This window comes from Sagittula sp. P11 (assembly GCF_002814095.1).
Classification (GTDB): domain Bacteria; phylum Pseudomonadota; class Alphaproteobacteria; order Rhodobacterales; family Rhodobacteraceae; genus Sagittula.
Genome location: NZ_CP021913.1, coordinates 2,631,765 through 2,653,502, shown reverse-complemented (window position 1 = coordinate 2,653,502; position 21,738 = coordinate 2,631,765). Strand labels below are relative to the sequence as shown.

At 67.2% G+C, this 21,738-nt stretch carries 23 protein-coding genes; 15 read left to right on the top strand and 8 right to left on the bottom strand.

Going from position 1 to position 21,738, the window contains the following annotated elements; genetic code table 11:
- Window positions 1–40 precede the first annotated feature (40 nt).
- Complete coding sequence (locus tag CDO87_RS12800; RefSeq protein WP_100929134.1) at window positions 41–1,009, top strand: DUF2125 domain-containing protein; 969 nt, start codon at window positions 41–43, stop codon at window positions 1,007–1,009.
- Between the two features lie 80 nt (window positions 1,010–1,089).
- Here CDO87_RS12800 and panC read toward each other — a convergent pair whose 3' ends face one another.
- Window positions 1,090–1,938, bottom strand: a complete 849-nt coding sequence (gene panC / locus CDO87_RS12795) for a pantoate--beta-alanine ligase (protein ID WP_100930951.1) — start codon at window positions 1,936–1,938, stop codon at window positions 1,090–1,092.
- Between the two features lie 5 nt (window positions 1,939–1,943).
- Window positions 1,944–2,771: a 3-methyl-2-oxobutanoate hydroxymethyltransferase gene (gene panB / locus CDO87_RS12790; RefSeq protein WP_100929133.1), complete on the bottom strand. Its 828-nt coding sequence runs from the start codon at window positions 2,769–2,771 to the stop codon at window positions 1,944–1,946.
- 210 nt (window positions 2,772–2,981) lie between these two features.
- Here panB and CDO87_RS12785 point away from each other — a divergent pair, with 210 nt between their 5' ends.
- Window positions 2,982–4,451 (top strand): ABC transporter substrate-binding protein, encoded by a 1,470-nt coding sequence (locus CDO87_RS12785; protein WP_198521711.1) that lies wholly within the window; start codon window positions 2,982–2,984, stop codon window positions 4,449–4,451.
- Between the two features lie 11 nt (window positions 4,452–4,462).
- On the opposite strand, the gene CDO87_RS12780 is transcribed toward CDO87_RS12785, so the two are convergent.
- The 5 genes from CDO87_RS12780 to CDO87_RS12760 all read right to left on the bottom strand — a co-directional run bounded on the left by CDO87_RS12780 (window position 4,463) and on the right by CDO87_RS12760 (window position 7,673).
- Window positions 4,463–4,720 (bottom strand): hypothetical protein, encoded by a 258-nt coding sequence (locus CDO87_RS12780; RefSeq protein WP_100929131.1) that lies wholly within the window; start codon window positions 4,718–4,720, stop codon window positions 4,463–4,465.
- On the bottom strand, window positions 4,720–4,971 hold the full coding sequence (locus CDO87_RS12775) for a hypothetical protein (protein ID WP_100929130.1): 252 nt from the start codon (window positions 4,969–4,971) through the stop codon (window positions 4,720–4,722). The genes CDO87_RS12780 and CDO87_RS12775 overlap by 1 nt, the downstream gene beginning before the upstream one ends.
- Before the next feature lie 11 nt (window positions 4,972–4,982).
- Window positions 4,983–5,855, bottom strand: coding sequence for a TNT domain-containing protein (locus tag CDO87_RS12770; RefSeq protein WP_100929129.1), 873 nt, complete (start codon window positions 5,853–5,855; stop codon window positions 4,983–4,985).
- Between the two features lies 1 nt (window position 5,856).
- The gene (locus CDO87_RS12765) at window positions 5,857–6,471 is read right to left on the bottom strand and encodes a hypothetical protein (protein WP_157814986.1); all 615 of its coding nucleotides are present in this window, start codon (window positions 6,469–6,471) and stop codon (window positions 5,857–5,859) included.
- Between the two features lie 191 nt (window positions 6,472–6,662).
- Window positions 6,663–7,673: a methyltransferase gene (locus CDO87_RS12760; protein ID WP_100929127.1), complete on the bottom strand. Its 1,011-nt coding sequence runs from the start codon at window positions 7,671–7,673 to the stop codon at window positions 6,663–6,665.
- Between the two features lie 139 nt (window positions 7,674–7,812).
- On the opposite strand from CDO87_RS12760, the gene CDO87_RS12755 reads away from it, so the two are divergent.
- From CDO87_RS12755 to CDO87_RS12715, 9 genes are all read left to right on the top strand, one after another.
- Entirely contained in the window at window positions 7,813–8,679 is an 867-nt protein-coding gene (locus CDO87_RS12755) for an alpha/beta fold hydrolase (RefSeq protein WP_100929126.1), read from the top strand.
- A gap of 402 nt (window positions 8,680–9,081) precedes the next feature.
- Window positions 9,082–9,969, top strand: a complete 888-nt coding sequence (locus tag CDO87_RS12750) for a capsular polysaccharide synthesis protein (protein ID WP_157814985.1) — start codon at window positions 9,082–9,084, stop codon at window positions 9,967–9,969.
- A 19-nt stretch (window positions 9,970–9,988) separates the two neighbouring features.
- Window positions 9,989–10,930 carry an ABC transporter permease gene (locus tag CDO87_RS12745; protein ID WP_100929124.1) on the top strand — a complete coding sequence of 314 codons (942 nt, stop codon included), beginning with the start codon at window positions 9,989–9,991 and terminating at the stop codon, window positions 10,928–10,930.
- Window positions 10,927–11,742: an ABC transporter permease gene (locus CDO87_RS12740; protein WP_100929123.1), complete on the top strand. Its 816-nt coding sequence runs from the start codon at window positions 10,927–10,929 to the stop codon at window positions 11,740–11,742. Before CDO87_RS12745 ends, CDO87_RS12740 begins: the two co-directional genes overlap by 4 nt.
- Entirely contained in the window at window positions 11,742–13,379 is a 1,638-nt protein-coding gene (locus CDO87_RS12735; protein WP_100929122.1) for an ABC transporter ATP-binding protein, read from the top strand. Before CDO87_RS12740 ends, CDO87_RS12735 begins: the two co-directional genes overlap by 1 nt.
- Before the next feature lie 57 nt (window positions 13,380–13,436).
- Window positions 13,437–14,165, top strand: a complete 729-nt coding sequence (locus CDO87_RS12730; protein WP_100929121.1) for an SDR family NAD(P)-dependent oxidoreductase — start codon at window positions 13,437–13,439, stop codon at window positions 14,163–14,165.
- 11 nt (window positions 14,166–14,176) lie between these two features.
- Window positions 14,177–14,917, top strand: coding sequence for an SDR family oxidoreductase (locus tag CDO87_RS12725; protein WP_100929120.1), 741 nt, complete (start codon window positions 14,177–14,179; stop codon window positions 14,915–14,917).
- A 39-nt stretch (window positions 14,918–14,956) separates the two neighbouring features.
- Window positions 14,957–15,550, top strand: coding sequence for a uracil-DNA glycosylase family protein (locus CDO87_RS12720; RefSeq protein ID WP_100929119.1), 594 nt, complete (start codon window positions 14,957–14,959; stop codon window positions 15,548–15,550).
- Window positions 15,543–16,343 carry an SseB family protein gene (locus CDO87_RS12715; protein ID WP_100929118.1) on the top strand — a complete coding sequence of 267 codons (801 nt, stop codon included), beginning with the start codon at window positions 15,543–15,545 and terminating at the stop codon, window positions 16,341–16,343. Before CDO87_RS12720 ends, CDO87_RS12715 begins: the two co-directional genes overlap by 8 nt.
- Before the next feature lie 10 nt (window positions 16,344–16,353).
- Here CDO87_RS12715 and CDO87_RS12710 read toward each other — a convergent pair whose 3' ends face one another.
- On the bottom strand, window positions 16,354–17,358 hold the full coding sequence (locus CDO87_RS12710; RefSeq protein ID WP_100929117.1) for a P1 family peptidase: 1,005 nt from the start codon (window positions 17,356–17,358) through the stop codon (window positions 16,354–16,356).
- Between the two features lie 161 nt (window positions 17,359–17,519).
- On the opposite strand from CDO87_RS12710, the gene CDO87_RS12705 reads away from it, so the two are divergent.
- From CDO87_RS12705 to CDO87_RS12690, 4 genes are all read left to right on the top strand, one after another.
- Window positions 17,520–17,861: a helix-turn-helix transcriptional regulator gene (locus tag CDO87_RS12705; protein ID WP_100929116.1), complete on the top strand. Its 342-nt coding sequence runs from the start codon at window positions 17,520–17,522 to the stop codon at window positions 17,859–17,861.
- Window positions 17,854–18,888 carry a permease gene (locus CDO87_RS12700; protein WP_100929115.1) on the top strand — a complete coding sequence of 345 codons (1,035 nt, stop codon included), beginning with the start codon at window positions 17,854–17,856 and terminating at the stop codon, window positions 18,886–18,888. The genes CDO87_RS12705 and CDO87_RS12700 overlap by 8 nt, the downstream gene beginning before the upstream one ends.
- Before the next feature lie 259 nt (window positions 18,889–19,147).
- The gene (locus CDO87_RS12695; RefSeq protein ID WP_100929114.1) at window positions 19,148–20,431 is read left to right on the top strand and encodes a Na+/H+ antiporter NhaA; all 1,284 of its coding nucleotides are present in this window, start codon (window positions 19,148–19,150) and stop codon (window positions 20,429–20,431) included.
- 187 nt (window positions 20,432–20,618) lie between these two features.
- Complete coding sequence (locus CDO87_RS12690; protein WP_100929113.1) at window positions 20,619–21,719, top strand: Hint domain-containing protein; 1,101 nt, start codon at window positions 20,619–20,621, stop codon at window positions 21,717–21,719.
- Window positions 21,720–21,738: the final 19 nt, after the last annotated feature.

Genomic DNA, 21,738 nt, shown 5'->3' with positions numbered 1-21,738 from the left:
TCTGTAAACACGGCTCTCGGGCAATGAAAAGGGGGGCGCGGTGAAACGCTACCTGTTGGTTCTGATCGGCGCGGCTGTCCTTTGGGGCGCGTACTGGGGCGTGCAGGCGCATGGCTTGCGCGGCGAGATACGGGACTGGTTCGACGCCCGCCGCGCCGAGGGCTGGGTGGCGGAGTACGACGCGCTTCGGGTGCGCGGCTTCCCCAGCCGCCTCGACGCGACGATCACGCAGCCACGCCTCGCCGACCCCGAAAGCGGCCTGTCGTGGGAGGCGCCGTTCCTGCAGATCCTCGGGCTCAGCTACAAGACCGGCCACGTGATCGTGGCCTTCCCGGACCGGCAGACTTTCGGCAGCGGCGACACCACGCACGAGGTGACCTCGGACGGGCTGCGGGCGTCGCTGGTGACGGAAGCTGACGGCACGCTCCTGCGTCTCAACGCCGAGGCGGAGACGCTGAACATCACCCGCGACGGTGCCGACATCGCGCTGGCGGCCGTGCTGGCGAACTTCCACCGGATCGCGGGGCAGGACACCGGGTACAGGCTCGCCCTCGGGGCAGGCGCGGTCGCCACGCCGCAGGGCGCGCTGAGCCGCGGCCGATCCAACGGCCTAGACATCGAGGGGCGGTTTGTCTTCGACCGCCCGTGGACGCTGGGGTCGTTGGCCGGGCCGCGCCCGCAACCCGCATCCATCGACCTCGCGAAGGCCGAGTACCGCCTGAACGATCTCGATCTTCAGCTGGCCGGGCGGGTCGAGATCGACAGCCTCGGGCGGCCGGACGGCAGGATGACGCTCCGGGCGGAGAACTGGCGCAGCCTGCTCGACAGCGCGCGCGACAGCGGCGACCTGCCCGAGTCGCTGGTCGAGACGCTGATCCGCGGCCTGACGCTGGCAGCAGGACTGAACGGACGGCAGGACACCATCGACCTGCCTCTGACACTCTCCGGCGGAGAGGTGTCGCTGGGGATCATTCCGCTGGGAGAGGCGCCGCGCATCCGCCTGCCCTGACGTTGGTCAGGTGCGGCTTGCGGGACGGTGGGCGCGGTGCCTTTGCCCGGCACGGGCAAACTGCGTCCGCACCCGGCCCGTCACACCTCGATATTGTCGATCAGCCGCACCCCGTCGAGCCAGGCGGCGGCAAACAGCCGGGCGGGTCCCACTGCGCGCTCCAGCAGTTCGAGGTCCTCGGCGCCGCGCAGTTCGAGGTATTCCACCTTTTCGAACCCTGCGCCTTCCAGACGTTCCACCGCCGCGCCCCGCAGCGCGTCCAGCGGTTCGCCGCGCCGCAGTTGCAGGGCCATTGCCCGCATTTCCCGCGCCAGCGCAGGTGCGGCTGCCCGCCCCTTGTCCGTCAGCTTCAGGTTCCGCGACGACATCGCCAGCCCGTCGGTTTCCCGCACCGTCGGGCAACCCACGATTGTCACTTCGAGGTCGAGGTCCATCGCCATACGGCGCACGACCTGCAACTGCTGGTAGTCCTTCTGCCCGAAGTAGGCGCGGTCCGCCTTCGTCTGCGTGAAGAGCTTTGTCACCACCGTCGCGACGCCGTCGAAGTGTCCGGGCCGGTGCGCGCCGCACAGCACGTCCGTCAGGCCGGCCACCGACACCGTCGTGCAGAACCCCGCCGGATAGATCTCGGTTACCGATGGGGCATAAAGGGCGTCCACGCCGAACGGTGCCAGTTTCGCCGCGTCGCTTTCTTCCGTGCGCGGGTAGGTCGCAAGGTCCGAGGCGCTGTTGAACTGCCTCGGGTTCACGAAAAGCGTGACGATCACCCGGTCGCAGTCGCGCTTTGCCGCCTCGACCAGCGACAGGTGGCCATCGTGCAGCGCGCCCATGGTCGGCACGACGCCGACAACAGCGCCGTCCGCGTGCCATGCGTCAACTCGCGCGCGCAGGTCGTCACGCGCCCTGACGATCTCCGGCCCGTTGACCATGAAGCTCAAGCCGCGGGTTCCACGTCGGAAAAGACGTGCTCTGCCGCCGGAAAGCGACGGGCGCGCACGTCCTCGGCGTAGGCCGCAATCGCCTCGGACCCGTCGGCACCAAGGGTGGCGTAACGCTTCACGAACTTCGGCTTGAAGGCGGTGAAAAGGCCCAGCATGTCGTCGACCACGAGGATCTGACCGTCGCATCCCGCCGACGCGCCGATGCCGATGGTGGGGATCGAGACCTGCGCCGTCACCGCGTCCGCCAGCCGCTGCGGCACCTTTTCGAGCACCACGGCAAACGCACCGGCGTTTTCGACCGCCCGGGCGTCCGCCAGCAGCTTGCCCGCCGCAGCACCCCGGCCCTGCACCTTGTAGCCGCCCAGCGTGTGGATCGACTGCGGCGTCAGGCCGATGTGCGCCATCACCGGGATGCCGCGCGCGGTCAGGAAAGAGATCGTTTCGGCCATGTCCACGCCGCCTTCCAGCTTGACCGCCGGGGCGCCCGTCTCGCGCATGATGCGCGCGGCGTTGCGGAAGGCCTGTTCCTTCGATTCCTCGTAGGATCCGAAGGGCATGTCCACGACCATCATCGCTTTCGACAACCCGCGCCGCACCGCCTGGCCGTGCAGGATCATCATCTCCATGGTCACGCCGAGCGTCGATTCCAGACCGTGCAGGACCATGCCGACGGAATCGCCGACCAGCACGAAATCCACGTGCTCGTCCATCATCTGTGCCATTGGCGTGGTATAGGCCGTCAGGCTCACCAGCGGCGTACCACCTTTCGCCATGCGAATGTCCTCGGGCGTTCTGGCCCGCATGTGTCCCGTCGTGCTCATGGTCCACTCCTCCTTCATGGCCTGACGCTTGGGTCAGGAAATGTCGCAAACACCGCCGATACCGTCACAAAGTTGCGCGCTCGTATCACATGCCGCGCTGCGGCGCTACCTATCACGTAGGGCGCGCCCATACTTATCATTTAGGCATCAGTGCTTGAAGATTTACGGGGAAAATTCCATCAAGAGCGTACTTGCCCCATGGGAGACAGCATGAAACGCCTTGTCCTCGCCGCGCTGCTGGCCGGTACTGCCACGTTTGCGCAGGCCCAGCAGACCGATCTCACCATCGCCCTGCAACTGGAGCCGCCGCACCTCGACCCGACCTCCGCGGCCGCCGGGGCGATCGATAGCGTGCTGTATACCAACGTCTTCGAAGGATTGACGAAATTCACGGAAACCGGCGCGGTTGTCCCCGGCCTCGCCCGCGAATGGGAGATCTCCGACGACGGGCTGACCTACACCTTTCACCTGGTCGAGAGGGCGACGTTCCATGACGGGACCGACTTCGATGCGGAGGACGTGGTCTTCAGCCTCGACCGGGCTCGCGCAGAGGACTCCACCAATGCGCAGAAGCAGCTTTTCGCCGGCATCGCTTCGGTCGAGGCCGTTGACCCTGTGACGGTGAAGGTCACTCTGTCGCAGCCGGACGGCAACCTTCTGTTCAACCTCGCCTGGGGCGATGCGGTGATCGTCGCGCCCGAATCGATTGACGACATCAAGGCGCGTCCCGTGGGCACCGGGCCCTTCCGGTTCGAGGACTGGCGGCAGGGCGACTCGATCACGCTGGTCCGCAACGATGACTACTGGGGCGACGCACCGGCACTGACGCAGGCGACCTTCAAGTTCATTTCCGATCCGACGGCGGCCTTCGCCGCGATGATGGCTCAGGACATCGACGCCTTCGCGGGCTACCCCGCACCGGAGAACCTGCCACAGTTCGAGGCCGACCCTCGCTTCAAGGTGCTCAGGGGCTCGACCGAGGGCGAGACGATCCTTGCCATGAACAATGCCGTGGCGCCCTTCGACGATGTGCGCGTGCGCGAGGCGGTGGCTCATGCCATCGACCGGCAGGCGGTGATCGACGGCGCGATGTTCGGGCTGGGCACGCCCATCGGTACGCATTTCGCCCCGCACAACCCCGACTACGAGGACCTGACCGCGCTTTCGGATTTCGACCCCGAGAAGTCGAAGGCGCTTCTGGCCGAGGCCGGGCTGGCCGACGGATTCTCCACAACGCTGAAGCTGCCGCCGCCGTCCTACGCCCGCCGCGGCGGCGAGATCATTGCCGCCCAGTTGCGCGAGGTCGGGATCGAGACCGAGATCACCAACCTCGAATGGGCTCAGTGGCTGGAGCAGGTCTTCAATGGCAAGGACTTCGGGCTGACCATCGTGTCCCACACCGAACCCTTCGACATCGGCATCTACGCGCGGCCCGACTACTACTTCCAGTACGGCAAGCCGGAGTTCGTGGCGCTGATGGACAAGCTGACCGCCACGTCCGAGCCCGAGGCCCGCACCGAGCTACTGCATCAGGCGCAGGAGATGATCGCGCGGGATTACGTGAACGGCTACCTCTTCCAGCTTGCCTTCCCGACCATCGCGGATGCGCGGCTCGAGGGGATCTGGACCAATGCCCCGACACAGGCCACCGACCTGACCGAGGTGCGCTGGACGGAATAGGCCGGGCGGTCTCAGCCCGTCCAGGCGCCGTCGGCTTCTGCCAACTCGATCGCCTGACGCTCCAGCACGGCGCAGGCCTCGTCTTCCGAGGGCTGCAACCGGAAATCGGTCTTGCGGAAACCGCCGTCCCGTTCGGCACGATAGGTGTAATAGCGGCCCCGGCGCAGTTCGATCCCCGGCACGCCGTCGCCCAACCCGCCGAATGTGAAATGCCGCCCGTAGACCGCGCCGTTCTGCTCCAGCATCTCGCGCAGTTCGAACAGGGTCATCAGTCTTTCCAGATGCGGTAGAGCCGGGCGAGATCTTCGGCGCGGGGCAGCATCCAGGCCACCGCCTCTGCCTCGCTGTCCCAGCGGCGGTAATTGTTCTTGGAACCGCGTTCGCTGAAGTACGTATGCCAGGCGCCGTCGATGAACTCGATCCCGTCGATCTCTCCCGCGCCAAGGCCGCCATGCGTGTAGACCGAGCCGTCCTCGACTCCATGGGCGGCGAGATAGGCCTTCATTTCCTCGACTGTCATTTTCTGTGTCCTCACTGAACTTGCCGGATCTTGCCCTGCCGGATCAGGTCGCCGACCGAGGCACCGGTCTTGTACTGCGTCGCCCCGCCGGGCTGGTCGAACCACGACGCGGCGCTGCCGGACTGCACCTCGAACGGCTCCACTACCTCGTAAACCGCGTGGCGCTGCATGGATTGCTCGTAGGGAAGCGCGCGCGACTCGAAGGAGGCGCCTTCCGGTGACAGGAAACTGCCGGTATCCGCCTCGCCGGTGCGTCCGCTGAAACGGTCGATCCGCGTGCCCGGTTGCAGCGTTTCCGTGGTGGGCGTCCCCTCGAAACCGTCGTTGGGCGGCCAGCGCAGTTCGCCCGTGTCCGGATCGAACCATTCGTCGGACAGGTCGCTCCGCAGGTGCGGGGCGCGCTTGGGCGGTGCGCGCCGTGCAGCGCAGGTGGCACAGGGCGGAGCGTCGTCGGCGAGCGTGCCGGCCCGGCGTGCGGCATTCACGGCCCTTGTGCCTCGGGCCGCGTTCAGTGCGGCACCGCCGCGGGCCACGCCCTTGGCCGCAAGCCCGCCCACCGGCAGGGTCGCGACGGTGAAGGCTCCGCCTCCCGCCAGCTCTCCCCATTGTTCCGCATCGGCGGTGCGGGCAAAGTTGTCTGCGGCCGCATAGGCGTCCGAAGCGGCATTGCCCAGATCGCGGAACGGTTTCGAAGGGTCGTTCCAACTGTCGGTCGCGTATTGCCCGGCGCTCTGGCTGGCGGACACGGCGCCTTGCCATGCCGCTTCCCGAGTCGCGCCGTCGGTGGCGAAATCCCATGCGTAGCTGCCCGCGCCCTTCACACCCTCCCAAGTGCCCTTGGCCGCGCCGACAAAGCCCGATTGAACGCCAGACCAGAATCCCATGTCAGACCCGCCGCGCGTGGTCGAGCATGACCCGCGCCCTCAGGGCCGCAAGCCGGACCGGACCGGCCATCGCCGGAGACAGGATGTCGCGCAGCCATGGATGGCGCCTCTCGTCCATCCGGTCGGGGCCGTAAAGATGCACCCAGCCTGCGCAGACGCAGAACGCATCGAGAGAGTTGCCCAGCCCGAAATCCGACATGGCCCGCGCGACATCGCCACGCAGGGCAACGCGGCAATCCTTGGAGGAATCCCAGAGCATCACGTCCAGACACGCATCGGCAGGCGCCCAGCCCGCTGCCCCATCCAGCGCCGGAGGCAGCCAGGCGAGGACGTCGCTGCGCCGCGCCTCTGCCCGGTCCCAGTCGTCCTGCGACAAGGTCGCGAGTTGGAACTGAAGATCGGAATCACGCGCGGCATGCAGCAGCGGACCGATCCGGGCGTCGGACCACAGGTTCGGTGCGACGGATAGCATAAGGTCGCCCAGCAGGCCGATACTGCTTTCCCATTCGAAACTGGATGCGCGCGCACGCGCGATGATGTTGCGGACGATCACCTTGCGCTGGGGGGCCGGAAAGAGCGGCAGGTAGGCGGGAACAGCCTCACACAGGTATTCCACGAGGCGACCAGCGAAGACGTCTTCGGAAAGTCTGTCAAAGGTTTGGGATTGAACAGGATTCAGCCGTAGCATCGGTTCGTTTCTTTAAATTCGCCGGGACGCTACCGGGGTTCGCCGCCTGTGTCAGCAGCCAAATCACCCAAAGTCAGGATTTCCGCCGGTGGCGCGCAGCGCACGCGGCCACTCTCTGCTCAGGGCTTGCGAGCCGTGGCCAGCTTGGTCATCCCGGGGATCAGCGGCCCGACCTCGGCATCGCTGAACCCGGCGGCCTCCAGCGCGCCGGTCAACCAGTCGTCGTCGAGCGATCGCGCCTCCGGCGTGAAGGCGGTGTGCTGAAGCTGCCAGAGCGCGGTGTTCTTCGGCCCCGACAGGTCGGCGTCGACGATGAAGTCGTGGATCAGCACCTGACCGCCGGGGTTGAGGGCGTCGAACGCCTTTCGCAGAAGGCCCGCGTGGCTGTGGTCCGGCACGCCGGAAAACAGGTAGCTCATCAGCACTGCATTCTGCCCGCCGGGCCAATCGGCCTCAAGCGCGTTGCCATGGCGGTAGCCGATCTGCGACGACAGGCCCGCATCGGCCACGTAAGCCTCACCAAGCCGCGCCACGTTGGGAAAATCCAGTACGGTGATCCGCAGGTTGGGGTTCTTGCGGGCCAGCGTGATGGCAAAGGCGCCCGTGCCGCCGCCCACGTCGAGCAGGCTGCCGATGCCCGACAGGTCGACCTTCTTTGCCAGTCCGCGGGCGGGCCCGAGCGACCCGGCGTGCTGGCTTTCGGAATAAAGCCGCGCCTCCTCCGGATCGGCGAACCACTCCGCGTAGGACCCGGTGTCCCCGTCGTCGAGATCGCCGGTCAGCGCCTTCTCGATCTGGTCCATCAGCGGATACATCTGCCGCCCGACCTGAAGGCGCAGGTAATCGCCAAAGTCGTGACGCGCACCTTTCACGAGGAACGACTCCGCCGCCGGGGAATTCGCAAAACCTGCATCGTCATGCGTGACAAGCCCCAGCCCCACCAGCGCGGACAGCAGCGTCCGGCAGCGCCCTTCCGGGAGCCCCGTGGCCCGGGCGAAGTCGGACAACCCCGTATTGCCCTGCGACAAGGCGGTGAACACGCCGAATTCGAGCGCCGCGAACAGTGCCTTGGAGCCCATGTAGCCAAACGCGATATCCGAAATGTCCTCTGCCTCGGTCAGGACCGTCATGCCGTTCTCCCTTGTCTTTATGTCCACAGCCTAACGTCCCTTCGCCGGGGCACAACCGGAAGACGGGATCGCGGTCCCGTCTTGACGGCAGCCGCCCGCCCGGGGCCAAAATGCGGGCAACGCGGGCCGGGAGGGGATCATGCGCAAAGACATTCCGGGGTTCACGCCCGGCCGGGCGGACCTCGACGGGATAGAGATCGCCTACGAGAGAGGCGGGCGCGGTCCCGCCGTCCTCCTGCTGCACGGTTTTCCCCAGACCCGTGCGATGTGGGCGGAGGTCGCGCCGAGGCTGGCCGAACGGTTCACGGTGGTCGCCGCGGACCTGCGCGGCTACGGCGAAAGCGGCAAACCGGAGGGTGTCGAAGCCTACAGTTTCCGCGCCATGGCGGGCGACATGACGGCGTTGATGACGCGCCTCGGGTACGAAGCCTTCCACCTTGTCGGCCATGACCGGGGGGCCCGGACGGCCCATCGGCTCGCCCTTGATGCGCCGGGGTGTCTGCTGAGCCTGACCCTGATGGACATCGTGCCCACGCATCTTCTGCTGTCGCGGCTGACGCACCCTGTTGCCCGCGCCTATTACCACTGGTTCTTCCTCAGCCAGCCCCACCCTCTCCCGGAAAACATGATCGCCGCCGATCCCGACGCCTATTACGAAAGCTGCCTGCTGGGCTGGGGCGGCGCGCAGCTGTCGGACTTCCCGAAGCTGGAGGCCTACCGTGCGGCATGGGCCGACCCCGAGTGCCGCCGCGCCATGTGCGACGACTACCGCGCCGCAATCGACGTGGATTTCGCGCTGGACGAGGCCGATATCGACCGCCGGATCGAGGTGCCGTCTCTGGTCCTCTACGGCGCGGACGGAGCAATGGCCCGGGCCTACGACGTACCCGCCACCTGGGCCGACCGGCTGGCGGACATGCGGGCGGGCACCGTCCCCGGAGGGCATTTCTTCATCGACCAGTCGCCGGAGGAAACGACGCGCGCCTTGCTCGAATTCCTGGGGTGACGTTCAGGCCGGGCACGGCTGTATGCTGAACTTGAACGGTTTCGCGGTGACCGGCAGATGGATGACGCGCCACAGCCAGACGTTCGCATCAGCCATGCGAAGCACCTGTCGGTAGTTGGAAACGGAATAATGCGGTTTGGTCCGTGCCCGGTGTATCCGCCCCGGCATCGGGTTCTTAAGGGCGCCGCGGCAGGTGGAGCAGACCGCGATCCGGCCGGTATGCATGCCCGATCGATCCAGACAGCATGAACCTCTCCATCAGGGTGCAGTCGCAGCCGCCGGTCATCTGATCCGCCTGCGACATGATCCAGTGGCAACAAGCGTGGCGCGAACGCAATGTGCGGCAGCCCCTTGCCCCCGCCACCCCCTTCGCCCGATAAGCGGGGGCGGGAGGGTTCGTGCATGGTGCCGAAACGGCTTGTCTTTTACTGGGCGCAGGGTGAGGCGCAGGCGCCCGCCATCGTGCGTCGCTGCTGGGACGCCTGGGCCGCGCTGAACCCGGCGTGGCGGGTGCGCATGTTCAACGCCACCGACGCGCGGCAGGCGTTCGCGGACCGAGGCATTCCGCATCCCCCGGCCACATTCCAGGGGCAGGCCGACATCTTCCGTATGCACGAACTGGAGGCGCGGGGCGGCGTCTACGTCGATGCGGCAACCGTGCCGGTGCTCCCGCTCGACGACTGGCTGCCCGCGCTGACCCGGGAAGGCTTCTTCGCCTTCCACGATCCCTATCGCCGCCGCCCGGTCGAGAACTGGTTTCTTGCCGCCACGCCGGGCCACCCGATCATGACCGCATGGATGGAGGAGACCGTCCGATTCTGGCAAAGCCCCCGGCGCCAGCAGGTCAGCCGACGCGAACTCGATCCCGGCGACAAGGGCGCGCTGGCCTTCCGCCTGACGTCGCTGAAGCTGGCCCTGACCGGCGGCGCGCCCAAGGCCAAACAGGTGCTGGAGCCGAAGAAACGCGCGTGGTCCGTGGCGCCCGGTGGCGGTGCGGACCGCCCCCTGCATCCCTACTTCTGGCCGCATTACCTCTTCGAGCACATGCTGGACACCCGGCCCGACATACGCGCCAAATGGTCCCGGACCGCCAAGCTGGGCTCCTACAAGGACCTCATGCTGCGCCACTGGAAACGCGACTACGCGCGGATGACCGACGACGACATCCGGACGCTGACCGAAGGGTCGCGCATGCAGAAGCTGGCGCTGAACGGTCTTCCCCGCGACAGGCAACTCGACCTGCTCTTTGCGCTGGCCGGCCAGCCGCAAGCCGACGCAGACCGGCAATGACCCCGGCGCCCGTCCTGCCATGCTGACCTACCTGTCCCGCCGCCTGCTCTCGCTCTTCGTCAGCCTCGCGGCCGCCTCTCTGGTGATCTTCCTCGTGGTGGAGGTCGCGCCGGGCGACCCCGCCGCCTACATGCTGGGCATCAACGCGCAGCCCGAGACACTGGCGGCGCTGAGAGCGGAACTGAACCTCGACCTCTCTCCGCCCGAGCGTTACCTCGCGTGGGTCGGCGGCCTTCTGACAGGCGACCTCGGCATCTCCTACACCTACCGGACGCCGGTCGCCGACATGGTCGCGGACAGGCTCTGGATCTCACTGCCGCTGACCATCTACGCGCTCCTCCTCGCCGTGCTCGTGGCCTTCCCGGCGGGGCTCGTGGCAGCGGCCCGCCGTGGCAGACCCGCGGACATCGCGGTCATGGGCGTCAGCCAGCTGGGCGTTGCCGTGCCGAACTTCTGGTTCGCTATGCTGCTCGTGTCGCTCTTCGCCATCACATGGCGCATCTTCCCGTCCGGCGGCTTCCCCGGCTGGGACGATCCCGGCGCCGCCCTCAAGGCCCTGACCCTGCCCGCCGTGGCGCTCGCCCTGCCGCAGGCGGCGATCCTTGCCCGCATCCTCAGGTCCAGCCTGATCGATGCGCTGCACGAGGATTACATTCGTACCGCCCGCGCCAAGGGCCTATCCCCGGCCCAGGCGCTGCGCCGTCACGGCATGCGCAACGCGCTGATCCCCGTCCTGACCATTCTCGGGCTGCAGTTCTCCTTCCTGCTGGCCGGCGCGATCATCATCGAACAGGTCTTCTACCTGCCCGGCCTCGGCCGGCTGATCTTCCAGTCGATCTCCCAGCGCGACCTGATCACCGTGGAATCGGTGGTCATGCTGCTGGTCTTTGCGGTGATCGTGGTGAATTTCCTCACCGATCTCGCCTACGCCCTGGCCGACCCGAGGCTCCGCCGCCGATGAAACCCGCGCTCCTCATAGGCGGCGCGCTCTCGGCGCTCATGGTCGCGGCGGCCCTCCTGTCGCTCGTCTGGACCCCGTTCGACGTCACGCAGGTGGACATCCCGCAACGGCTCCTGCCGCCGGGGGGCGCACACCTGCTCGGCACCGATCACTTCGGGCGCGACATCCTGTCGATGCTCATGACGGGCGCGCGCACATCCATCGCCGTGGCGCTCGTTGCGGTGGCCATCGGTGCGGGTCTCGGCGTTCCTCTCGGCCTGACCGCCGCCACATACCGGGGCGGACTGATCGACGAAGCGATCTCCCGCGCGTCCGACCTCGTCTTTGCCTTCCCCAGCCTCGTGATCGCGATCCTCATCACAGCCACCTTCGGGCCTTCCGCCCTCAATGCGATCATCGCCATCGGCATCTTCAACATCCCTGTCTTCGCCCGGCTGACACGCGGCGCGGCGCTGTCGCTCTGGACGCGGGAATTCATCCTCGCCGCCCGCACCTGCGGCAAGTCGCGCACCCGGATCAGCGCCGAGCACATCCTGCCCAACATCCTCAACCTGCTTATCGTGCAGGCCACGATCCAGTTCTCGCTGGGCATCCTCGCCGAGGCAGGCCTCGCCTATGTCGGGCTGGGCGCGCAGCCACCCACGCCCAGCTGGGGCCGCATGCTGGCCGACGCCCAGACCCTCGTGACCATAGCACCACACACCGCGCTGATCCCCGGCCTGACCATCGTTCTGATGGTGCTCGGCCTGAACCTCCTCGGCGACGGCCTGCGCGACGCCCTCGACCCACGCCTGAAGCCGCTCCGGACCTGATGTCTGCATCCAAGCCCAGATACCCTCGGGAGGACCGCGGGGCAGAGCCCCACGCGGGTCAGGTCGCTTCAAGAGTTTTGAACCCGCTTCTCCACGTCGACGGTCTCACCGCGAACATCCATGGCAAGCCTGTCCTGCAGGACGTGTCGTTCCACATGAACCACGGCGAAACGCTTGCCCTGACCGGCGAATCCGGCTCAGGCAAGTCGCTCACCGCGCTCGCCGTCATGGGGCTCCTGCCTGCCTCTGTCGTGGCCTCGGGAACGATACGCTTCGGCGATACCGACCTCACCCGCCTTGCCGACCGCGACCTGCGCCGCATCCGCGGGCGCGAGATCGGCATGGTCTTCCAGGAACCGATGACCGCGCTCAACCCGCTCCAGACCATCGGCCACCAGATCGCAGAGGTCTTCCGCATCCATCGCGCCACGCCCCCCGACGTGACCGGACTGCTACGGAAGGTGGGCCTCGACGTCTCGCCCGGACGCTATCCGCACGAACTTTCCGGCGGGCAGCGGCAGCGGGTCATCATCGCCATGGCCATCGCGCTGAAGCCACGCCTCCTGATCGCGGACGAACCGACCACCGCGCTCGACGTCACCACGCAGGCCCAGATCCTTGACCTCCTGAAGGACCTCACCCGGACCGAAGGCATGGCGCTCCTGCTCATCACCCATGACCTCGCCGTGGTGGCGGACATGGCCGACCGCATTGCCGTCATGCAGAAGGGTCGCGTGGTGGAGACGGCACCGACCGCGCAGCTTCTGCACCAGGCCCAGCACACCTATACCCGCGCGCTCATCGCCGCCTCGTCGCATCGTGCCCACCTGCCCGCCCGCCGGCCCGGCGAGCCGTTGCTGCAGGCAACCGATGTCAGCGTGACCTACCCCCTGCCCCGTCCACATCCATTCGCGAAGCAGCGCCGATTCACCGCCGTCGACAATGTCAGCTTCACGATCCGCAAAGGCGAGCGGCTGGGCCTCGTGGGCGAATCCGGCTGCGGCAAGTCCACGCTCACGCGCGCGCTTCTCGGCCTTGAGCCGCTGGCCAACGGCCGGATCGAGATCGACGGCCAGCCGGTTCTCGCAAACGGCCGCCCCAATCGCGACACCCAGCGTCGGATCCAGGTGGTCTTCCAGGACCCCTACGGCAGCTTCAACCCGCGCCACCGGGTCGCGCGCCTGATCTCGGAGCCGTTCCACCTGCTCGACGCACCGCCGCCGAAGGATGCGGTTGCCGAGGCGCTGACCGCCGTGGGCCTGTCGCCCGACGATGCCACGAAACACATCCACGCCTTCTCCGGCGGGCAGCGTCAGCGGCTCGCCATCGCGCGGGCGCTCATCATCACGCCGGACCTGATCGTCTTTGACGAGGCGGTTTCTGCCCTCGATGTCCGGGTGCGGGCGCAGGTGCTCGACCTGCTGGCCCGCCTGTCGGAGACGCACGGTCTGACGTGGCTCTTCATCAGCCACGACCTGCATGTCGTCCGCTCCGTCACCGACCGCGTAATGGTCATGCGCCACGGCAGGATCGTGGAGGACGCAGCCACCGAACAGCTCTTCACGGCGCCGCGGACGGAGTATGCCCGCAGCCTGCTGGCCGCCGCGCCTCGTTTGCCGGCGGGACTGCCCGGCTGACCCCTTGCCCTTAAGTCCACTTCGCCGCACTCTCCTCCCGTAAAGGGAGGATCATTCATGCGTTTCAACAACCGCGCCGCCATCGTCACGGGCGGCGCTTCCGGTATCGGTCTGGCCATCGCCAGCCGCCTGGCCGACGAGGGCGCCACAGTCACGGTCTGGGACATCAGCGCCGACAACCTCGCAAAGCTCGAGGGCACACAGCTGAAGACCCGCCAGGTCGACGTCACCGACCCGGATGCGGTTGACGCCGCGATGGCGGAGGACGCGCAGGCCATGGGGCATCTCGACACGCTGGTCTGCTCTGCCGGGATCACCGGGCCCAACGTGCCGGTGATCGACTACCCCACCGAGGACTGGCTGAAGGTCTATGCGCTGAACGTCCACGGGCTGTTCTACTGCAACCGTGCCGCCGCGCGCATCATGCGTCCGAACGGGTTCGGACGGATCGTCAACATGGCCTCTGTTGCGGGCAAGGAGGGCAACCCCAACGCCTCTGCCTATTCGTCGTCCAAGGCGGCGGTCATCGGCCTGACGAAGTCCCTCGGCAAGGAACTGGCGGACACCCGGATCACGGTCAACGCCATCGCGCCCGCGGCCGTGCACACCGCGATCTTCGACCAGATGACCCAGACCTTCATCGACTTCATGAAGTCGAAGATCCCCATGGGCCGCTTCGGCACGGTCGACGAGATCGCGGCCATGACCTGCTGGCTGGCCTCGGACGAGGCGTCCTTCACCACCGCGTCGGTCTTTGACCAGTCCGGCGGTCGCGCAACCTACTGAGGATCAGGGCGATGAGATTGCAGGGAAAACGCGCCATCGTGACCGGGGCCGGCTCGGGCTTCGGCGAAGGCATCGCCGCCCGGTTTGCCGCCGAAGGTGCAACGGTGCTCGTGGCCGACATCAACACCGACGCCGCCGTGCGCGTCGCGGCGCGGATCGGCGCGCCGCACACCCATGTCGACGTCTCCGACCCAACCTCGGTCGCGGAGATGATAGACGGCTTCACCGGCGCCCACGGCACGCCCGACATCGTGGTCAACAACGCGGGCATCACGCATCTTCCGACACCGCTGGAGGACGTGAGCGAGGACGACTTCGACCGGGTGTTCGCGGTGAACTGCAAGTCGGTCTACCTGACTGCCCGTGCCGTGGTGCCCGCCTTCAAGGCGCGCGGGTCGGGCGTGATCCTCAACATCGCGTCCACCGCCGGGGTCTCTCCGCGTCCGAAGCTCAACTGGTACAACGCGTCGAAGGGCTGGATGAACACCGCGACCAAGGCGATGGCCGTCGAACTCGCCCCCTTCGGCATCCGGGTGAACGCGCTGAACCCGGTGGCCGGGGACACGCCGCTGCTGCCCAGCTTCCTCGGCGAGGACACGCCCGAGATGCGGGCCAAGTTCCTGTCGACCATCCCGCTGGGCCGGTTCTCCACCCCGGAGGACCTGGCGAACGCGGCGCTCTACCTGTGCTCGGACGAGGCCAGCATGATCACCGGCGTCTGCATGGACGTCGACGGCGGGCGCTGCATCTGACGCGTTGAAGGACGGCCGTTCCGGTCCTAGCTACGAAAGATGACCGACCTTTCCGCCCTGATCGAGGACGTGCGCGGCTGCCGCATCTGCGAGGACCGCTTTGCGGCGACCGAAACCGGGCATGCGCCGCGCCCCGTGCTGCGCGCCAAGCCCACCGCGCGCCTGCTGATTGCCGGGCAGGCGCCGGGGATGAAAGTGCACCATTCCGGGCGGCCCTTCACCGATCCGTCTGGAGACCGGCTGCGCGACTGGCTCGGCCTCGACGCGGATACGTTCTATGACGAGGCACGCGTGGCGATCCTGCCGATGGGGTTCTGCTTTCCCGGTTACCGCAAGGGGTCGGACCTGCCGCCCCCTGCGATCTGCGCAAGGACATGGCGCGCGCCGCTGGTCGACCGCCTGCCCGAGGTCCGCCTGACCCTGCCCATCGGCGGCATTGCGCAGCGCTGGCATCTGGGCGTCACGACAAATGTCACCGAGACGGTGAGCAACTGGCGCGACTTTCTGCCCGACGCCCTGCCCTTGCCGCATCCGTCGTGGCGCAATACGGGTTGGCTGAAACGCAACCCGTGGTTCGCGGCAGACCTGCTGCCCGTGCTGCGCGCCCGCGTCAGAGAGGTTCTGGATGCCTGACATGCCCGAGACCGCGCTGGACCGCGCCTTTGCCGAAATGGAAGCCGCCCCGGACGACGACGCCGCACGGATGCGGTTCTACGACCGGCTGGCGTCGAGCGAGCTGTTCCTGATGCTGGAACGGGAGCCCGCAGGCGACACCATCGAACCGGAAATCTTCGATGTGGCCGACGCGCGCTTCGTCCTCGTCTTCGACCGGGAGGCGCGGATGTCGGGCTTTGCCGGACGCGCGGTGCCCTATGTCGCCATGTCGGGCCGTGCGCTTGCGGGCATGCTGGCCGGTCAGGGCATAGGCCTGGCGCTGAACCCCGAAAGCGGCCCCTCGCAGATCCTGCTGCCGCCGGAGGCGCTGGCCTGGCTGGCAGAGACCCTGTCGCAGGCCCCCGCCATGGCCGAGGCGCGCGCCGAAACCCTCTCCGCACCCCGCGCCCTGCCCGAAGTCCTGCTGACCGCGCTCGACGCCAAGCTGGCCACGGCGGCGGGTCTGGCGGACTGCGCGTGGCTGGCGGAGGTCGGCTATGAGGGCGGCGGGCGCGGTCACCTGCTGGGGATCGTCGGCGCTCCGGAACGGGCCGAACCGGCTCTGGCCGGAGCGGTGCAGGAGGCGCTGGTGTTCTCCGGTCTCGAAGCGGGCGCGCTGGACGTGGTCTTCCTTAAGGCCGACGATCCGATCTGCGCGCGTCTGGCTCGTGTCGGTCTGCGCTTCGATCTGCCGGAGCCGGATAAACCGCGGGTGGAATTCGAACGCGCCGCCCCGGGCTCCGACCCCGACAAGCCGCCGATCCTGCGCTGACAAACCTGCCTCAGACGAGCCCAAGCTCCCGCCGGATCGCCGGGAGGGTATCGTAGGGTTCGGGCTCTGCCTCCCAAACCGCGCGTGCGATTGCTCGGCTGAGGCACAGGCTGGCGGCGTGGCCGATCATGGCGAGCTGTGCGCCTGGCTCTATCAGTGGGCGGTCCCCCATTGAGGCGGCGAACACCAGATCCCCGTCCATCGGCGAATGCGCCGGCAGGATGGCCCGGGCGATGCCGTCATGCGCCGCAACGGCAAGACGGTTGCACTGTGCCTTGTCGAGCGCGGCATCGGTGGCGACGATCGCGATGGTGGTGTTGCCCTGCTGGGCCATGGCGCCGACCTTGCGGCTGGGCAGCAACGCCAGCGACGGCTGGGGGTCCGGGCCGAGGCCACCAAATTCGGCGTTTACCTCGTAGGGCGCCGCATGGAAGTGCCGGCCCGAGGAAGTCGTCACGCTTCCCATCGGGTTCACCGCGACAAGCGCGCCCACCGTGGTGCCGTCCGCCAGCACCAGCGAGGCCGACCCAAGCCCGCCCTTGTGCTGCGCCGTCTGCCCGCCAGCGCCCGCCCCCTGCGTCCCGATGGCAAAGGTCGTGTCGGCGGCGGCGAGCGCGCGAGCGCCCAGGTCCGGATAGGGGTTCACGGTCCAACGCTTCTCGCCGCCGTTCAAGAGGTCGAAGATGATCGCCGCGGGCACGATGGGCACGCGAGCCGAGAAGACCTCGAACCCCCTGCCCTGTACGTGCAGCGCATCCATGACTCCCTGCGCCGCGGCGAGGCCGAAGGCGCTGCCGCCCGACAGCACCAGCGCATCCACGCCCGGCGCCGATTTGTCGGGGGCGAGAAGCGCAGTCTCTCGCGTGCCGGGCGCGCCGCCGTGTATCGCGACGGAGGCTGTGAAGGGGCGGTCGGCAGTCAGGACGGTCGTGCCCGATTTCAATGTGGGGTCCGAAGCGTTCCCGACCCGCAGACCAGCCACGTCGGTGATTAGGTTCAGGGGGCCGGGCTGCATCTGGAAACTCCGATTTCAGGGTGCGGCGACTGTCGCCCGCGCGGCGCCCGCTGGCAAGCGGATCGGCCGTTGGATCCGGCCAGCCCGCGCATGGACCGGACATTTCGAAGATTGTTGAAATAACACTTGCGCGACGGATTCATTTCGATACCCTTAGAAGTATGGAAATGACGATTCACAGCGGGCTGACGCCCGAAACCGCCGCGTCGAAGTTCGCGGCCCTCGGTTCGGAACAGCGCCTTGCGGTTCTGGATGTCCTGGTGCGTGCCGGGTCGGAGGGGCTGCCCATCGGCGTTCTGGGCGAACGGTGCGGGATCAGCGGATCGACCCTGACCCATCACCTGAAAATCCTTGCCGCGGCCGGTCTGGTGACCCAGTCGCGTCAGGGAAGAAGCATCATCTGTGCCGGGGCGGACTACGCGGAAGTCCGGGCGCTGTCGGATTATCTTTTGCGGCACTGCTGCGCCGATGCGAGCTGTGCAACGGAGCATTCCCATGGCTGACACCTCTTCGAACACGCCGTTCTGGCCGCAGGTCCGGGCGCGGATCTCCTGGGCCTGGATGGCGTCTGCGGCGATCCTTCTTGCCGTGGCGGTGCTGGACACGCCGCAGTTCTGGCCCAGCGTGACCTTCGCTGCCCGGGCGCTGCTGAACACCGCACCGTTCATCCTGTTCGCGGTCCTCGCCGTCGCCTACCTGAAGGCGACAGGGGCGGAGACGCTGCTTGCCAAGGCCTTCGAGGGCCGGGAAACCCGGATGATCGTCTTTGCCGCGCTTCTGGGCGGACTGTCCCCCTTCTGCTCGTGCGAGGTGATCCCCTTCATCGCCGCACTGCTGGCCGTCGGCGCGCCGCTGTCCGCCGTCATGGCCTTCTGGCTGGCCTCTCCGTTGATGGACCCGGCAATGTTCTCGATAACCGCGGGCGTTCTGGGCATGGAGTTCGCGACCGCCAAGTTGCTGGCCGCGGTTGGCATCGGCCTGATGGGCGGCTTGGGCACGATGATGCTGAAGTCCTCTCCGGTCTTCGCCGACCCGCTGCGTGCAAAGCCCAAGGTCGGCGGCTGCTGCGGCGTGAAGAAACCGTTCCAAGGCAAACCGGTCTGGCGCTTCTGGCAGGAGCCGGAACGTCGCGAGGTCTTTCGTTCGGCCGCCACCGACAATGCCCTGTTCCTGCTGAAATGGCTCACGCTGGCCTACATCATCGAAGCGGTGATGATCCACTACGTCCCTGCCGACGCAGTCGCCTCGGTGCTGGGCGGCAGCGGACTGATGCCGATCCTGCTGGGGGCGCTGGTCGGGATGCCCGCCTACCTGAACGGTTACGCGGCCGTACCGCTGGTCAGCGAGCTGCTGAACATGGGCATGGCGGACGGCGCGGCGATGAGCTTCATGCTCGCCGGGGGCGTCAGCTGCATCCCCGCCGCCATCGCGGTCTGGGCGCTGGTCAAGCCGCGCGTCTTCGCCGCCTACCTTGCCTTTGCACTGGCGGGCTCCATCGTCGCCGGACTGGCCTGGGGCGCCATCGCCTGAGGCTCTGACAACCCGGCCACCAAGGTCCCCTGCAAGTCCGGAATCGCGCCGGTTTCTGCAGGGGGCCTTTCCCGTTCAGCGGTCTGGAATCGCCCGATTTCCGGCAAACCGCGGCCCCGCCGCCGCGCCATTCGCGCAGGGAAGTGTCAAAGCCACCGCAACTCATGACGCTCGGGCAATTTTGGCTGCGGCCTGCGTTGCCCCGCCGCGCGCAATCGGATAACCCCGATTACCAACGCAGGAACGGGAGAGGGGCCTCATGTATCGCGTCTGGAATTTTCTGGCGAGCTATTCGCTGCTGCTGATCATCGGCGCTGTCATAGCGCTGATCTGGGCCAACCTCGACGTGATCGCTCCGGTCGCGGGGCAGCCGCACTACTGGGCGGACACATATCACCACTTCGTCGAATTCGTGATCTGGGACCACGCGCCCATCGGCCATCCGCATGACGGCCATCGGACGCTGACCCTGCACTACCTCGTCAACGACGTGCTCATGGCGCTGTTCTTCGCCATCGCGGCAAAGGAAGTCTGGGAGGCGGTGATCCTCGAACAGGGTTCCTTGCGGGGCAAGAAGGCTGCGACGCCGCTGTTCGCCACCGCGGGCGGCATGTTCGGTCCGATTGCCGTCTACCTCGGCCTTGCCATGGTCATGGGTTCCGAGACCTACAGCGCCGTTGCCAACGGCTGGGCCATCCCGACCGCGACCGACATCGCCTTCAGCTACCTCGTCGGGCGCCTGGTCTTCGGTGCGGGCCACCCGGCGGTGCGTTTCCTGCTGCTTCTGGCCATCGCCGACGATGCCGCGGGTCTCATCATCCTCGCGATCTTCTACCCGTCGGGCGACCTTACCCCGGCATGGCTGCTGCTGTCGGTGGGCGCGTCGCTCGTGGCGTTCTTCGCCTTCAACTCGCTCCCGCGGAAGCTGGACATCGGCAAGCAGGACCGCCCGAATTCGACGTGGGTCCGCAAGACGCTGTCGTTCTGGCCCTACGCCATCGCGGGCTGCATTTCCTGGTACGGCTTCATGATGTCCGGCCTGCATCCGGCGCTTGGCCTGCTGCCCATCGTGCCGGCGATCCCGCACGCTGACCGCGCCTTCGGCCTGTTCGCCGCCGCCGAGGAACACCTGCACGACCTGCTGAACGCCATGGAACACGCGCTGAAATACCCGGTGGAGGTCATCCTGTTCTTCTTCGGCCTGTTGAACGCGGGTGTGGAGTTCTCCTCCATGGGGGCTGCGACCTGGCTGGTTCTCGCGGGGCTGCTGATCGGCAAGCCGGTGGGTATCTTCATCTTCGGCTGGATCGCTGCACGGCCGCTTGGCCTGGGCATCCCCGAAGGCATGAGGATCATCGACCTCGTGGTGATCGGCTGCGTTGCGGCCATCGGCTTTACCGTGTCGCTTTTCGTGGCGTCCGTCGCTTTCGATGCCGGCCCGGTGCAGGATGCGGCAAAGATGGGCGCGCTCTTCAGCTTCTTTGCCGCCGTGGTGTCGATCATCGTCGGCAAGGTAACGAAGGTGGAGAAGCAGGAACTCTGACAAGCCTGATCGTGCGAAATCTGGACGGCCGCCGGCACCCCCGGCGGCCGTTCTTCGTTTTGTACGAACGCCCCAGTTCCTCTTGAGCGCTGAACACTCAGGGCAATGCCGCCGAATTGTCCGAAACCCGCCGCAGACCTGACGCACGCGTTTACCACGATTGCCGGACAAAACTACGGAGTCCGGCATGGGAGCAAGCAATACGCCGCTCTACGACCTGATCGAGCTGTCAGGCATAGGTGCCTTCACCACCTACACCACCGCGCCGGGGGGCGGCGGTGATATCATCGGCTTTGTCGACAACGCCACCTACTCCGATCAGGAATCCAGCAACACCGCCACTGAGATCAACGAGATCAATGAAACGGCGGACGCCGACAATGGCATCCTCGTCATCGACGGCGTTTCATACAACATCCAGATCTACACACCGACGAACACATCGAACCCGGTTACGGTGACCTACGACGGCGGCAGCACGGTCGATCTCGTCGGCGATGACTTCTCGTCCCAAGTGTCATGGATCGTCGCCAGCCCCATCGGCGGCGGCTCTGACCGTTACTTCATGGCCATCGACGACGGTGTCGGTGACCTGCCGGACATCACCTCGATCCAGACAAGCGGCATCGACTTCAACCCGAGCGGGGATGACGTCAAGATCAACCTCGATCAGGACAATCTCGTCACCGCCTGCTTCACCACCGGAACACGGATCGCCACACCCTACGGCTCGCGTGCGGTGGAGACGCTGAAACCCGGCGACATCGTATGGACGCTGGACGCAGGCCCGCAGCCGCTGATCTGGGTCGGAGCGCGGGGACACGGGCCACGCACGCTGAAACTGAACCCGCACCTGAAGCCGATCCGCATCCCGCCGGGCGTGCTGGGCGCGCGGAAAGAGGTCTTGGTCTCGCCGCAGCATTGTCTGCTCTGGCCCGCGCCATCGGTGGCCGAACAACGGCTTGTGCGCGCCCGCCACCTGGCCGAGGCGGACGGCCCGATAAAAGCCGCGGCGGGCACGCGCCACGTCCGCTATCACCACCTCATGCTGGCGAAACATCACATCCTGCTGGCCGAGGGCGTCCTGTCGGAAAGCTTCTATCCCGGCCCCATCGGCATCGCCGGTCTGGGCCAGCCCGAACGCCTGTCCCTGCTGACTCTTCTGCCGGCCCTTGCGGACCGCACCGCGCTTGTGGCCTATGGTCCCACGGCGCGCCCCGTACTGAAGCGGAAAGCGGCCCTCGCCCTCCCGAAACTGCGCCGGACTGTTTCAAACCCGGGCGAGTGAACCGCCCTGTCCGTTGTCT